Source organism: Flagellimonas taeanensis (assembly GCF_003584105.1).
GTDB classification, from domain to species: domain Bacteria; phylum Bacteroidota; class Bacteroidia; order Flavobacteriales; family Flavobacteriaceae; genus Flagellimonas; species Flagellimonas taeanensis.
In genome coordinates, this window is sequence record NZ_QXFO01000017.1 from 39,623 (window position 1) to 54,330 (window position 14,708).

Consider the following 14,708-nt stretch of genomic DNA (forward strand, 5'->3'; position numbering starts at 1 on the left):
TCTAGTCAGTTAGTATTTGTTTTTTTTTGGTTTTTAAAGTTTCACATCATAGGCATCACTGTTTTTCGGGTTCTGTAATAGTTATCGTGTTCCCTTCTTTGGAATAGCTAAAATGGGTATGGGCCTGTATGGTCCGTAGAATGCGATCAAGGTCTTCCTCATCGAACATCCCGGTGAACCTCCGCTCCCCGAGCTTTTCATGCTTGTTGACAATCTTGATATTGAACTGTCGTTGAAGTCTTTTAATGATTTCCGACATTTCCTCGTTCTCGAACGACAATACGCCCTGGGTCCAAGAAATATATGGGGTCACATCCACATCCTCAATGACGAACCGATCTCCGCTCCCTTCCTTGTTCGATGCCCTCTGGGAAGGTTTTAGCATCTGTAAACTTCCGGCCACGGTATGTTCTGTGGAACCGATCCCAACCGACCCTTCCACGAGAACAACTTCAGAAATGTTATCCTCATCATAAGCCGAAATATTAAACACGGTACCAAAAACTTGGGTGTACATGTTCTTAGTGCCTACTATGAATGGTTGCTCTGGGTTCTTCGCCACCTCAAAAAATGCCTCTCCCTCCAATTGTACCTCTCTTTTGTCCATCCCTACAAATGAAGATGGGTAGGTTAGGGTGGACCCAGAGTTGAGCCTTACCACCGAACCATCCTGCAGGGTCAGGGAAAGACTTTTACCAAATGGTACCCTAAGGACGTTTTTTTTCACCTTGCCCTTGGTATCGGCCTCGGCATTCTGGGACAATACCCCTTTTACCAATGAAACTACCGTTTTTCCACTTTTGCTCTTGACAGTTGCGTCGCTATCGGGATCAAAACTGATGATTTCCCCATTATCCAACTGAAGGGTTATTTGATCGGAATCCAATCGGGGCTCCAAAACTGATGGCGAATTTTTTTGTAGGATAAAATAGGCTGCAGATGCGACGAGTATAACAATAGCGGCAGCATATTTCAAGACCTGTCTGCCCATGTACAAGGTGCGGACCTTCCTGCTTTCCTTTTCCTTGATGGTTTCCAAGAATTGTTTGAAAGCCTCTTCCGTTTCCCATGAACGGTTTTGATAATTGATAAGAAAGTCAGCCTGCACTAATTTTTTAAAGACCTCTTGGTTGTTCCCTTTCTTGACCCATTCATATAAAATGGTCATTTCCTCAGGGGTCGCCTCTTGGTTGATGTACTTGGTAATAATCCTCCTGATATCGAGTCTGGTCATTGGATATATGTTGTCTCTTTACTAAACAGACGCATGTTTTAAAAAAAACCCTTACCCTATCGTAAAATTTTAACATTTAAAATATAGAAATGCCCATTTATCCTTAAAAAGGATAGAAGAAGTACAAATGGAAATCATGGGTGTAGGCCTAGAAAAATAGGGAGAGTTGTGCCTTTAGCCGTTTTAGTGCTTTGGCCATATGCACCTCAACTGTTTTTATGGAAATATGGAGTTTCTCGGAAATTTCTTTGTATTTAAGACCTTCCTTTTTGCTCAGGATAAATACCATTTTACACTGCTCAGGTAAATTTTCTATTTCTGCCTCTACTTTCTTGAGCCGTTCCTCAAAAAGGGAAGTATCGGTTTCCATCAACCCAAGATAAGCTTCCTGTTTCAAGCTCTCCAAGAGTTGAAACTCCTTTTTTTCTTTTCTTTTGCTGTCCAAAAATAAATTGTAGGCTATCTTGAAGAGGTATTTTTTGAGGCTGTTCTCCTTGATAAAGAGCTTTTCCCGGTTGGACCACATCTTTATAAAGGCCTGTTGCACAACATCTTCCGACACCCGCATATCCCCTGAAATGGCAGCTATGTAATTACACAGTTCCCGATGGTATTGCTTGAACAAATGGCCATAGGCTTCCTCTGAGCCTTTTCTTAGCTGCTCAACGAGGTAATTTTCGTTATGATAGCTCTTTTGGTCCATGTTATTTTTAAAGGTTGGCCAGTCTTGATCTAGGCAATAACGTATATTCTTAAATTTTACGGTCTATCACATATCTTGCTTCTTCCACTTGAACCGTATCCTTGGTAAGATGCCTCCACCTGTACCTACTGGAAAATTCATGGGTTTTCCCTTCCACGATATCTGCAGCCATCGGGCCCAATAGCGGGGCCATCTTCAATCCGTGTCCACTTCCTCCCGAACTCACGGACAGTCCTTTTATAGTTGGATGGTTATCTATCCAGAAATGCCCATCCAATGTATCCGTGTATAAACACCTACGGGTATACACCAATGGTGCATTTGCCAACCCGGGAAAGGATTCCTTCACAAAAGACCTCATCTCCTCTACCTCTGCATCGGAAACCCGTCTGTCCCCCTTTTCCGGGTCTATCTCGCTACCATTTGAATGCTTGGCAAGCTTCACAATCCCCTGTTCTTCCAAGTAAGGGAATCCATACCATCCTGTATTGGAAATATCTGCCGTAAAAACCGGAAAGTTATCCCCACTAAATTTTTTCGTGTCATTCGGCCTCAACCAGAAAACAGGGTGCCCTGTGGATTTCATATAGGGCCGCAGTTCTGGCATCAATACCGGGGTATGGGGACCAGCCGCCACCAATACGCGGTCTGCAGCATATTTTTCATTCTCCATCGTCCCAACCCCTTTCACCATACCGGTGTCGGTATCAATCCTGTTCACTGTCTGCCCTTCATGGACATGTACACCAAGTTCCCTTGCATGGGCCATCAAGGTCGTTAGCGTTAGTGTTGCATTTGCGTATCCCCCTATCGGGTTATAGATGGCCTCTGAATATGTTTGTGCATTTATCGCAGGAAATCTTTTTCGGATTTCCGATGGTGGTAATTGCTCTACCTCATACCCGTTGCGCAACAATTCCCTATAGCTAAACTTTTCAAAGCTTTGCTCCCCACTTTCAATGGATTTTCTGCAAAGCATCAAAAAACCCACTTCGTGGTAGAGTTCCTTCCCGAAGACATTGTTCCACTCCCGCCAAAGTTGGATGGACCGTTCGGCCATCTTAAAATATTCCCGGTCCGATCCATACTCCATACGTACCGCCTTGGTAACATCTGTCGATGCTGCCATGTGGTGCGGCAATGTGTCCGGATTCAACAATCCCACCTTATATTTTCGTTTGGCCAGTTCCACGGCTGCGGTAACACCAAATATTCCGCCTCCTATAACAAGAACGTCATACTTTTTCATGGCTCTCCATTTTGGATTTGAACAATTTCAATCCACAACCATCACAATAGATAAACACAGGCATATTCCTTAGTTTGTATGCTTTGCAACTATCTTTTAACCAATGACAATTATGTCCCCGCATGAATAAATATTCAACAAATTATAAAAAAAACTTTAATTGACATCACTATAATTGTTTTTTACAAGAAAGCATTATTAATATTGCTTTTTAATCTTCAACATCAATTCATTTGACTAACTTGCTAATTATGAGTATACAGAAAATCAAGGATATCTGCATTTCGAAGCTTTCCGGTAAAAGAAAACTGGTCATACAATTTGCCTTGGATTTTCCAGATAAGGTGGTCTTGATGCGTATGAAAGAATTTGCCGATCATTTGGGCGTCAACCCAGCTACGGTCGTAAAGGCCTGTAAAGCCGTGGGGCTTAATGGTTTTTTTGAATTGAGGGAGCTCTTGAAGCAAGAAGTGCAGCTCACTAGGGTAGATTCGGTATTTACAGGAATGATCCAGGAAGTCAAATCCCAGGGCAATCCCCAAAAAGTGGCCCAAGATGCTATTTTGGGTGACATCATGATGCTACAGAAAACCTATGAGTCCATGGAGTTTAATGTCATGGAAAAAATTGCGCGGGCCATAATCGGTTCCAATCACACTTACATTGTTGGGCTGGCACATATTGGTTTGGTTGCCAGATATATGGAACGTATCTGTAGGTCTGCGGTACCCCAAATCCATGCCAGTACCGAATACCATGGTGAACTTTTCTTGAACATGGATCATTTCAGTGAAAAAGATGTGGTGGTGGGTATTTGCTTGGACAAATGTCAGAACCAGACCATCGATGCCCTAAAGTTTGCCAAGGAAAGAAATGCGACCACTGTGGCAATTGTGGACAGTAATCTCTCCCCATTGTTGGAACATAGCGACCTTTCCATTTTGATCAATAGTTCCCATAGTTTTTACTTTGGTGGAATGGTCGGGGCATACAGTGTGGTAAATGCCATTTTTTATAGCATGGCGAACATTCTTAAAGAAGAGACCGTCGCGCGGTTCAAGTTTTTCAGGGACATGTCCGAAAAGCAAAACATCTATAAAACTTAAAATGATGGCCCAATTATCGCTCTAGGGCAGGATGAAATTGTTTGGGAACCATTTCTCTTTTGATGTCAATGTTTTTTAGATATGATTTGGTGTTAGCCGAATCATTTTTCGCCGTTTTTAGCCTTCAATTGTAATGATCGGAACGTCAGAATTATCACCTACCTCTGTCTCTTCTCCCCAATTTACTGAAAATATGGTGTTGCGTTGCCGTAAAATAGTCCCTGAATCCCTGGTTCAATGGATGGTCCTCCCTAGCCGCCCGGATACCCAAAAACGGATACAACGCTATGATCTCATGGGAAAGGGACTCCACAACATTCGAAGCTTCTTCATGTATTTTGGCCACTAAGGATTCCGGCACCTCCCCATCACTATCAACCAAGGTTTGCACATGGGTTGCAAATCCCATCGCACTTTGGTCGGCGCTTGTAATCGTAGCAAGCAGCTTGTCCAAGGGTACATCTGGAATCGATAGTTTTTGGGCCTCCTCCAAAATATATGCGGCCATACCCATGTAATTGACCCACAATGTCAAATCGGCAAACACAGAAAATGGTATTTTGAAAATGGAATGGGGAAGATGCAGGTCGTTATACATAAAGCTATATTTTCCATGGACCCATTTGGACTTGACCTCGAAGGAATGTGTTGCTGTAGCTTTCAGTCCCATGGCATCCCAGTCCTTGACTACCCTAACATCTTCTCTTTTTAGGACAAAAGATCGAATCATTGGATCGCCATTATCCAGAAGTAGGTCCTTTCCTCCTTCTTGGATCTTTGCATTCAAGGTAAAGTGGGTCAGGTACGGTGCCCCAGTGGCATATTTCCACGTTCCTGTGATGGTATAGCCATCCCCAAATTTATCGGCAACCCCAAAAACACCCCCACTGCCTCCAAAGCATACCGTTCTTTCCTGATCACCAAAGATTTCACTGGCCACTTTGCCCTCCAGATTCCCAATAAAGAAGTTCGCCCCACCGCACAAGGTCACTGTCCACCCAAGACTACCATCTATCTGGGCAAGAGACCTCAGCTTTTTCAATCCTTCAGGCAATGACAGTTCCAATCCCCCATAAGCCTTGGGCACCCATAGGTTCCAAAGGTTGTTTTGTTCGATCCAATCGATGATCTGTTGCGGGAACTCTTCTTGCCCCAAACAAAGTCCTCTAAGTTTTTGCATATCCCCGACCATCCTCTTGTTTTTTCCTCTCCAAAATCTTTTTCCATTTGATGTATCCTGATATCGCCACTAAAAACAGGAAGGTGGTCAACCCTGCATAGACATAGAGTTCCTTGTAGATCAAAAGTGGGACGGATATAAGGTTACTGATGTTCAGATAGATCCAGTTTTCTATCTTTCGCTTGGCCATCAACCACATACCGGCCCAGGCAAAAGCACAGACCACGGCATCCCAATAAGGGACGTCGGAATCTGTATGTCCGGCCAACCAGTAGGCCATAAGGACAAAGCAGCCCAACACTATCCCTATCGCAATACCATGCTCTTTCTTGGTGGCGTAGGCAATGGGGGATTCTTGTTTCTGTTTTCCCATTTTCCAATAGAACCACCCATATATACTCATGACCAAATAATAAAGATTGAGCAAAATATCGGCGTACAACCGGGAATGGTACAGCACCCAGATACTGATCAGAATAGCAATGATCCCAAAAAGATAATTGTGGATATTGTTTTGACGGGCCAAGAGTACTTGAACCACGCCAAAGGCCGTTCCAAGCCATTGCAATACGGTCAATTGTGAAAAAAAATCCATTTTTATCGGGCCCCGAGGGTTTTTACAAATTTATGGGATACCCAAAATGGAACTCAGACCAAAACAGCCTTGCCAAATTCCCTACGCCAGTATTATCTGGATCAGGTGTGAAGTGGTCAACTTCCGGGTATGATCTCAGCCCTGTTTTAACAGGACACCCCATGGATTGTCAAAAGTATGGATTTGTTCCGATTCTAAAAAACCATCCCCCTCTATTTGAAAGATCGGGAAACCCAAATGGTTCTTTAAAGTGTAGATCAAAACCAAAAGCTTTGGTTAAAATGGTTTATAAAAAACTGAAGCCTCCTGCATTGTTTCTCTAGGCTTTCTTTGGCCTTACCAAAAACAACAGGATCACCATAATCAACATGGCCATGGCCAAATAGCTTATACCCAGTCCGGATTGATCCTGGGGATGCACCAATCCAACTATGGCATAACTGGATATGGATGTAATAAAAAACGCGGACCCACCGATAAAACCGCCCGAAATTCCTGCCATTTTCGGAAACCTTCCGATACAATACGCAAAATAGTTGTTGAAGATAAACCCTACCCCTACATGTACCAGAAAAGCAAACAAAATCAAGCTATATAGGTTTTCCCAAACCGTTGCACTGAGAATCATCAAGATAGTTACCGCGATTCCCAATATATTGGCGATCCTAAGCTTGGGGACAAAGGGTCTATCGATAAGGCTTTTTCCTATAAAACCACCCAACAACCATGCTATCCCCATGATCAAGGAGGCATATCCTGCAACCACAGGTGGAAATCCCATCCCATGCTCCACGATAAAGGCTCCGGACAAATTGAATATCATAATGGTCCCATAGCACAATCCACTACATATGACCCCATATAAAAACATGGGTGTTCGCAGCATGGTCCCATAGTCCTTAAGAATGGCCTTTCTTTTGAAGGGCCGAAATTCCGGAACGGTCTCCCCTGAATATAGCAGTTCCAAGAAAAACAATACCGAGGCATAGCCCGCCAACACATAAAAACTGGCCTGCCAATTGAAGTAATGCTGTAGGTATCCCCCAATGAAAGGGGCCACTATGGGAGCAATGGACCATACTATGGACATGATGCTCAAGTAGTGCTTTCTTTTGTCCCCCTCATGCACATCTACAAAAAAACTTCGTTTGGCAACACCGATACAGCCTATGGCGATGCCTTGTAGAATCCGCATGGCATAAATTGGGCCTAAACTGGTGGACATTGCTATCACCACATTGCTCAAGATGAACAAGACGAGCGATATCAGCGTTATACGATAGCGCCCATAGCTATCCATGATACTGCCCGCAAAAAACTGGACCACTGCGTAGCTCAACAAAAAAAGTGTGAGGGTCAATTGAACCGCTCCTTCCGATTGCTGGAGCTCGGAAGCCATAGTGGGAAGTGAAGGCGCATAGATGTCCGTCACCAGCCCGGATAGGGGAATCATCAAAAAAGATATCAGGGTTGCCTTTTTCTTATGATCGGCATGTAATCTTTTGACTTCGGTATATGGTTTTGTTACCAATGAAATGTACTTTTAATGGAGTATGAAAAACAAAATTATGATCGCCCTTCTAGGGATTTTTGGTTTTTTTGGTCAATTGTTCACCAAGCGCATGGCCCCTTCGTTATAACGCTCGCCCACGTTGGGATACTTTTCCAATATTACCGTAATGGAGTGGAGTTCTTCTTGTGACAATACCACATCGACAGCCTTCACATTTTCTTCCAATCTGTGAATTTTCCGGGTGCCGGGTATGGGCAATATATCATCTCCCTGGTTCAAGACCCAGGCCAAGGCCAATTGGGCCATGGTAATCCCCTTGTGGCTTGCCAATTCTTGCAGCTCGGATTTAAGATGGAGGTTATTGTCCAAATTTTCTCCCTGATATCGCGGTAAGGTCCTTCTGAAGTCCTTTTCATCCAAAGTGTCCACTTTAAAAGTGTCCGTCACCAACCCTCTCGCCAATGGGGAATAGGGCACTAAGGACATCTTGAATTCCCTTATGGTGTCCAAAATCTTCCCTTCCACTCCTCGTGTAAGAAGCGAATATTCGCTCTGAAGGGCCATAATGGGATGCACTGCATTGGCCCGTCGAATAGACTCCGGTGACGCTTCGCTCAATCCCAGGTACCTTACTTTACCTTGTTTGACCAAATCGGCCATGGCCCCGACCGTTTCCTCTATTGGCACTTGTGGATCTACCCTATGTGCGTAATAGAGATCGATGACGTCCACGTCCAATCGCCGCAAACTGGCCTCCACTGCCTGTTTGACATATTCTGGAGATCCGTCAAAATACGTATTGGGAGAATTGCTATCCGAGGCCATATTGGAACGAAACCGAAAACCGAACTTGGTGGCCAAAAACACCTTGTTCCTATGTTCTTTCAATACCCGTGAAAGCAAAAGCTCGTTCGCACCATTGCCATACATATCTGCCGTATCCCAAAAATTGATGCCCAGGTCCAATGCCCGGTGCAAAACCTTAACGCTTTCGTCATCATTGGCAGGGCCATAGGCAAAACTCATCCCCATGCAGCCCAACCCCAAAGCGGACAATTTTTCATCCGTACTACCTAAATTTCTATAAATCATGTTTCCTGCTTTTTTGTTCAAAGGTATTTACAGCCCAACAATGTTGGCTTATAAAATTCAAAGCATCACTTATAAAATTCAAGCATAGGTTTCCCGGGCCTGATTGGGGGAGACCCCTATTTTACTTTTGAAGAAATTGGTAAAATAGGCCGGGTTATCAAACCCTAGACTGTAGGCAATTTCCGAAACGCTTTGGTCACTATGCTGCAACAAGGCCAATGCCTCACGCAACACACGATCTGCGATATGTTCCGTAGTGGTTTTTTGGGTCTGTTTTTTGACCATACGGTTCAGATGGTTCACATGTACCGACAAATGGGCCGCATAATCCTTGGCGGATTTCATTTCCAACGGAGCATTGGGAAAATCAACGGGAAATTGCCGCTCCAACAATTCCAGAAACAGGGAGGCGATTCGCTCCGATGAGTTATAGCTCCTTTCAAAACTGTTGGCCGGATTATATTTCATAGCCTCGTGGATGATCAAGTGCAAATGACTTCGGACCACATCATATTTAAATTGGTAATCCGATTGCATTTCCTTTTCCATTCTTTGGAAAATCCTGGAGATTTCATCCAATTGTCCATCATTCAAAAAGAAGACCGGGTCACTGCCCACACGGAAGAGGGGGGATTCCCGGAGACTGGTCGATTGGACCCCATTAAGGAGAAAGGATTCCGAGAACAGGGCAAACCATCCTTTTTGCTCTTCTGAAGTGGCCTCCCAGGCATAGGGCACCATGGGGTTGGAAAACAACAGTGCAGGGCGGTCTATGGCAATCCACTTGTTGGCATATTGTATGGTTCCCTCTCCAATGATCAAGGTGACCTTGTAAAAATCCCGGCGCATGTAGGGACTGATCAGTCTACACTTATCCCTTGAGAATACATTGATGTGCCCGGCCCCCGAATTGTTCAAGCCGCCGGCCCCCTGCCCCAATTTTGGTACCCTTTGGTAAAACTCCTGTAAAGATTCACTCTCCTTCATGTCCCAAAATTATAAAATTCAAACCAAAGTCCATTTGAAAGAACTATGGTTTTACCGTATTTCAGATTTTCATTGCTTTATATACCATCACCGGAACTTGTAGTTTTCCTTGGGAAAATGCCTGAAAGGTTTTGATATGGGGCATTTTATTGTGCTTATCCAATCCCTCTTGGTCTTCCCAGATTTCATAGAACAGGAAACGGTTTCCATCATCAATGTCTTGATGGAGGTCATACAGGATGCAAGCTTCCTCTTGCTGGGTCGCCTTGACCAAATCCATTAGGGCCTCCCTGACCTCGTCCTGAAATTCGGGTTTGCTGGTAATAATGGCACTGATATAAACTTTCATCGTATTTGTGTTTTAAGGGTTTATACAAGATAAGTGTTCAAATGTTTCCTATAATCATTCAAGTAGGAATCCACTTGAGGGTCTTTGATCACATTGAAACAATGGAAAAAGGGCAATACCTCAAATCCACAGAAACGGTAGTTGACCCCCACGTTGTACATTACATCATCGGCAGTCCTTCCACTCAACAGGTATTGGTCGTTGTTCCCTGAAAACTCTTCAGGGGCGTTCCAAGAGGTTACCATGGTCATTTTTCTGCCTTGCATCAACCCACCTGTCCCATAGTTTTTTTTCGGATCTTTTCGGGTGCGTCCATCATCGGTAAGCAATTTCCCGGAGCCCAGCCCTGCATTAAAGACCTCATCCACATATTTTTTGTGTATCCATGGAGTATTGAACCAATAAACCGGGGTATGCAATACAATATAATCAGCTTTTACATAGTGGTCCACTTCCTCCTCTGGGGCATATCCCTCATCTATGGTGGTCATGGTATAAGTGTATCCCATTTCCTCGCAAAAGGTTTTGGTAGTTTGTGTCAAGGTCCGGGTCAATTCTCCTTCAGAGATTCCCTTGTAATATTGGTGTGCATTGATGATATGTACGTGTTTCATGTCAATAAAAAAATAAATGGTTCAAGGGACAGTCTATGCAGTCCCCAATTAATAATATTTGAATAGATCAGTGGTCAAATGGATTGAATTACCGAAGCCATATCCCTTCTCGATTTGGGTCGAAACGTTGGTTGGTTTGCATCCTCTTTGTCCCTATATCCAATGGCAACAGCAAACAATGAAGTATACCCTTTCAGTTGCAACAGTTCATCATACTTATCCTTTTGGATTCCTTCCATGGGCGTGGAATCAATATCCATTGACGCACAGGCCCCTAAAAAGTATCCCAATGACAGATAGACTTGGTAGGAAAGCCAAGATTTGATTTCCGCTTCGGACAGCGATTTCAAAAAATTTTCATAATAGGCAATGCTGCCATCCGCCAAATAGTCCGTCATTTGATGTTCAAATTCCGTTTTGTCCTTGGTGACCGTAAAAACAATCAAATGACTCGCTTCCTCTATACGCTGTCGGTTAAAACAGGAATGCTCTGCCAGTCTTGATTTTAATGACAAATCAGCAACAAACACAAATTTCCATGGCTGACTGTTGATGGATGATGGGCTCAGTCTCAGGATGTTTTTTAAGGCTTCAATCTGTTCTTCGGGAACTTTTTTAGTGGAATCATACTTTTTGGTGCTGTACCTGTTGTTTGCAATTTTGGTGAAATCCATTGTCGATTTTTAAACTATACTTTTTATAGTTACAAACATATATATAGTTTTATATCTTTGCAATAACGGTCAAATTGTATAGTTTGACATTTGGAAAACAATTAACATATGTATTGTATAGACGATAAAAAGTATCCTTGCACTACTAGCCTGACCATGAAGTACATAGGAGGTAAATGGAAATCTGTGATTCTTATTCACCTTACGCGTGGAAAAAAAAGGTACAATGAGCTCAAAAAGGAAATCCCCACCATTACAGAGCGGACATTGAGCCTACAATTGAAAGAGTTGGAGTCTGATGGATTGGTTTCTCGTAGGGTCTATACAAGTAAACCACCCTTGAAAGTGGAGTATGAATTAACTTCTTTTGGAAAGACCTTGATTCCTGTATTGGATGCCATTGCAAGTTGGGGAAAAGCCACGGCAGACACCCACAATGAAATACGGGTCGAGTGATCCTTCGTTAGGTTCCTTCGCATTTTTTTTCGCAATTGGACGACGGTGGTGGCACAAGGCCCATTTTTAGAAAGATCTGTCCCCAAATGACCTGCATGCCTTGAAATCCATCGCTTGTCGAAAAAAAATGGCGCAGCTTTTCAAGACTGCGCCAATCTGCAACTAAACTAACTCAAACAAAAAACGGATCGGAATCTACTTTTCTTTCTTATTTTTTAATGGTGCTATGATAAAATGTAGTGCCTTGGTTCAATTCTATCTGTAGTAATGACGCAACGATCTTGCCAACGTCCTCCAAATACATGCTCTCAATGATTTCCCCTTCCTGCATTCCTTTTCCGTATCCCACAAAACCAGTGGCAATATCATGGAAATTGGGGTAAAACCCGTGTTTACCACCCCTTTTATAGGTCATTAGATCTCCATCTGCATCGTTACTGAAGCTATACCCTCTTTTGGCGCCCAATGCCAGTTTGGCCCGGGGATCCCCTCCTCGTTCGGAAATCTTGTCCTCCTCGATGATCTCAAATGTGCTCCGTACTTCCAATGGCAGTCCAGCAAAAATCTGTTTGATCCGCTCAAGTGTCTTCCTATCGTTCCCATCCTCCAAATGCAGGAATGCGGACCCTCCGGCCGAAAAGAAAAATGCCTTGGGTCTTCCTTCGCTTTGCTGATGGAGACCATGCTGTCTTAAAATAACATTAGGTGCTATTTGGGTGTGCACATCCACAAATCCGTGATCACCCGTGACAATGATAACGGTCTCGTTACCAATCCCAGCCTTGTCCAAAGCATCACGGATAATACCCACTGAAGTATCGGCCCCGGCAATGGCTTTTCGCACCAAATTCCCCTTTCTCCCTTGACGGTGTTGGGCTCCGTCTGTCAGGGGTAGGTGTATGGTCAGTAGGTTAGGTTTGTATTCTCTCAGAAGATATCCGGCAATGCGCGCCAAATTTTGGTCCATGCTCATGGAGCTGAGGTTATAATCATTGATTTCCAATGTACCCGTGGCATTTTTGACCACCTCCTCGAACAGCCCTTTGGGATGGGCCTTTTCCGATGTGGCCCCCCTACGATCCATGGGGTTTTCAAAAGACCAGAATTCGGGTATGTTATAGTCTATATATTCCGCATTTACAGAAACGGGCCAAGAGACAGAGGCTGTAACCAACCCTTTTTCTTTGGCTGCCTGCCAAAGGGTCTTGCTCTTGATCTCTTTAAAGTCATAAACCCATCCCCCTGCTGAACCATCTTCCTCTATCTTGGTATTATAGTAGATTCCATGGTCTTTTGGTGTGGCACCTGTAATCAAAGTAGTGTGGGAAGGATAGGTGACCGTTGGGAAAATACCGGTCACTTCCTTGGCCGCAACACCTTGCTTATACATTTCCTGCAGATTGGGTGTGGGCATGGAACTGTCCAAATAGAACTCTGGACGGAACCCATCAATGCTTATGACCACTACATGCCCGGGCCTATCTTGTGAGAATGCGGACTGGAAAAAGACCAATCCCAATAAAAAACAGATCAGTTTAATGAAACGGTGCAACATCTTCGGAGGTTTTATGGTTCACGATTACTTGGTTCATGTCAAACAGTATGGTAATGTTCCCCGTGGTTTCGTCCACTGTAAAATCATCCAAACCACCATCCAATGGGATAAAACTGGGCACCACAGCTTGGGTGTAGGCATCATCGACATTCGGATTGTTCAGCTGTTCGGTCTGGGAGACAGGATAACGGATGCCAAGATCGTTCATTCGCCTTCCTTCGCTCATGAAGATTTCCTGACGCAATCTATAGACCAGATACAAAAGTTCATCTGTATTGGAGGCAGCCTCAATGTCGGCATCGGTGACTTTGGTCCCTGAAACCGTATAAACGGTAATGTCCCCAGCCTGACGGTCCAAGATATAGCCATCCTTATAAACATCCTCCTCACTTTCCCGAACCTGAACGGCTGTCAATGGATAATCCGTTCTGTTGGTTCCGTTTCTCAGTTCCCTACTGTCATCCAACACATCTGTGGGGCGGGCTCCAACGACATCCAAGAGGTCCAATCCAACGGTTTTTGCCGCACTGAGGTCATTCTCTGCCAACAGGGCTTCCATTACAATAAGGTAAGCTTCTTCTGCCTTGGCCAAACTGACCGGTTTCTGGTCAGAAGCAGCAGTGCCCTCGTCAAAATATTTGGGATCCAGAAAATCCAACCGTGGCAGTGGTGCAAAACGGTTTTGGGTACTGGTAAAAGTGGCATTCTGCATTTCGTTCCCCACACCGTTCTCCCCATCAAAACTCACAGTGAAGAGCAAAGAGGTGTTGTTCAAAAGGGAATTGGCCAAGGTCTTGGCATTGCCCAAATCCCCCAAGCGATAGTAGGCTCTGGCCTTTAGGAGTTGGTAAGCGGCCAGTGCATCTGGGTCGGACGACTGCGCTATGGCCAAATCCAATTCCTCAATGGCAATTTGCAATAAAGTCTTCCAATCGGAGACTTCTCCCAATGGCTCAATCGGTAGTCCAGTAAAGTTTTCGCCGGCCAACAAAAGGGCGAATCCCCTGCAAAAGTGCATATAGGAAATGTTTTCGGCCTCAACGGATTCATCAGATGTAACGACTGTTTCCAATCCATAGTCTGCCATCTCGCGCAATCTACCTATCTCTTGTTGTAGGGCATTCACATCGATGTCCGTATAACTGATGACGGGGCCGTCAAAAACTTTGCTGTACAGGGTGTAATTGTTAAAATAATTGTCCGAGGTCATTTCCGTGTTGATCAACACGCTGTTCATGGTCAAAGCCAATTGTCTTTTCAGACCGTTCACCCAACTTTTGGATGGGGCTGGAGTGTTCAGATAAATGTCCTCGGTCACATTTGGATTGTCCACACAGGCAATAAAGAGCATGGACAAATAAAGTAGAAAAATATTTCTTGGTCTCATTTTCTGGGATGTTT

At 44.1% G+C, this 14,708-nt stretch carries 15 protein-coding genes; 2 read left to right on the forward strand and 13 right to left on the reverse strand.

Features of this window, described 5'->3' with window-relative positions; genetic code table 11:
• Positions 1–55: 55 nt before the first annotated feature.
• The 3 genes from D2V93_RS07370 to D2V93_RS07380 all read right to left on the reverse strand — a co-directional run bounded on the left by D2V93_RS07370 (position 56) and on the right by D2V93_RS07380 (position 3,186).
• Entirely contained in the window at positions 56–1,234 is a 1,179-nt protein-coding gene (locus D2V93_RS07370) for a FecR family protein (protein WP_119618986.1), read from the reverse strand.
• A 148-nt stretch (positions 1,235–1,382) separates the two neighbouring features.
• Positions 1,383–1,937 (reverse strand): RNA polymerase sigma factor, encoded by a 555-nt coding sequence (locus tag D2V93_RS07375; protein ID WP_072880024.1) that lies wholly within the window; start codon positions 1,935–1,937, stop codon positions 1,383–1,385.
• A 49-nt stretch (positions 1,938–1,986) separates the two neighbouring features.
• Entirely contained in the window at positions 1,987–3,186 is a 1,200-nt protein-coding gene (locus tag D2V93_RS07380; protein WP_119618987.1) for an FAD-dependent oxidoreductase, read from the reverse strand.
• Positions 3,187–3,437: 251 nt separating this feature from the next.
• Here D2V93_RS07380 and D2V93_RS07385 point away from each other — a divergent pair, with 251 nt between their 5' ends.
• Positions 3,438–4,292, forward strand: coding sequence for a MurR/RpiR family transcriptional regulator (locus D2V93_RS07385; protein WP_119618988.1), 855 nt, complete (start codon positions 3,438–3,440; stop codon positions 4,290–4,292).
• A gap of 154 nt (positions 4,293–4,446) precedes the next feature.
• Here D2V93_RS07385 and D2V93_RS07390 read toward each other — a convergent pair whose 3' ends face one another.
• The 8 genes from D2V93_RS07390 to D2V93_RS07425 form a co-directional block, all read right to left on the reverse strand.
• Positions 4,447–5,472, reverse strand: a complete 1,026-nt coding sequence (locus D2V93_RS07390) for an acyl-CoA dehydrogenase family protein (protein ID WP_119618989.1) — start codon at positions 5,470–5,472, stop codon at positions 4,447–4,449.
• Positions 5,459–6,067, reverse strand: a complete 609-nt coding sequence (gene pnuC, locus D2V93_RS07395) for a nicotinamide riboside transporter PnuC (RefSeq protein WP_119618990.1) — start codon at positions 6,065–6,067, stop codon at positions 5,459–5,461. The genes D2V93_RS07390 and pnuC overlap by 14 nt, the downstream gene beginning before the upstream one ends.
• Positions 6,068–6,386: 319 nt before the next feature.
• Positions 6,387–7,520 (reverse strand): MFS transporter, encoded by a 1,134-nt coding sequence (locus D2V93_RS07400; protein ID WP_119619072.1) that lies wholly within the window; start codon positions 7,518–7,520, stop codon positions 6,387–6,389.
• 150 nt (positions 7,521–7,670) lie between these two features.
• The gene (locus tag D2V93_RS07405) at positions 7,671–8,672 is read right to left on the reverse strand and encodes an aldo/keto reductase (RefSeq protein ID WP_119619073.1); all 1,002 of its coding nucleotides are present in this window, start codon (positions 8,670–8,672) and stop codon (positions 7,671–7,673) included.
• A 78-nt stretch (positions 8,673–8,750) separates the two neighbouring features.
• Complete coding sequence (locus tag D2V93_RS07410; RefSeq protein ID WP_119618991.1) at positions 8,751–9,659, reverse strand: helix-turn-helix domain-containing protein; 909 nt, start codon at positions 9,657–9,659, stop codon at positions 8,751–8,753.
• Between the two features lie 61 nt (positions 9,660–9,720).
• Complete coding sequence (locus D2V93_RS07415) at positions 9,721–10,008, reverse strand: putative quinol monooxygenase (RefSeq protein ID WP_119618992.1); 288 nt, start codon at positions 10,006–10,008, stop codon at positions 9,721–9,723.
• A gap of 20 nt (positions 10,009–10,028) precedes the next feature.
• Entirely contained in the window at positions 10,029–10,622 is a 594-nt protein-coding gene (locus D2V93_RS07420) for an NAD(P)H-dependent oxidoreductase (RefSeq protein WP_119618993.1), read from the reverse strand.
• Positions 10,623–10,696: 74 nt separating this feature from the next.
• On the reverse strand, positions 10,697–11,296 hold the full coding sequence (locus D2V93_RS07425; RefSeq protein WP_119618994.1) for a nitroreductase family protein: 600 nt from the start codon (positions 11,294–11,296) through the stop codon (positions 10,697–10,699).
• A gap of 108 nt (positions 11,297–11,404) precedes the next feature.
• Between D2V93_RS07425 and D2V93_RS07430 the strand changes: the two genes are divergently transcribed.
• On the forward strand, positions 11,405–11,752 hold the full coding sequence (locus D2V93_RS07430; RefSeq protein ID WP_119618995.1) for a winged helix-turn-helix transcriptional regulator: 348 nt from the start codon (positions 11,405–11,407) through the stop codon (positions 11,750–11,752).
• 208 nt (positions 11,753–11,960) lie between these two features.
• Here the strand turns inward: D2V93_RS07430 and D2V93_RS07435 are convergent, their stop codons facing one another.
• Both D2V93_RS07435 and D2V93_RS07440 read right to left on the reverse strand, forming a co-directional pair.
• Positions 11,961–13,307, reverse strand: coding sequence for an alkaline phosphatase family protein (locus D2V93_RS07435; protein WP_119618996.1), 1,347 nt, complete (start codon positions 13,305–13,307; stop codon positions 11,961–11,963).
• Positions 13,288–14,694 (reverse strand): tetratricopeptide repeat protein, encoded by a 1,407-nt coding sequence (locus tag D2V93_RS07440; RefSeq protein ID WP_119618997.1) that lies wholly within the window; start codon positions 14,692–14,694, stop codon positions 13,288–13,290. The genes D2V93_RS07435 and D2V93_RS07440 overlap by 20 nt, the downstream gene beginning before the upstream one ends.
• Between the last annotated feature and the right edge of the window lie 14 nt (positions 14,695–14,708).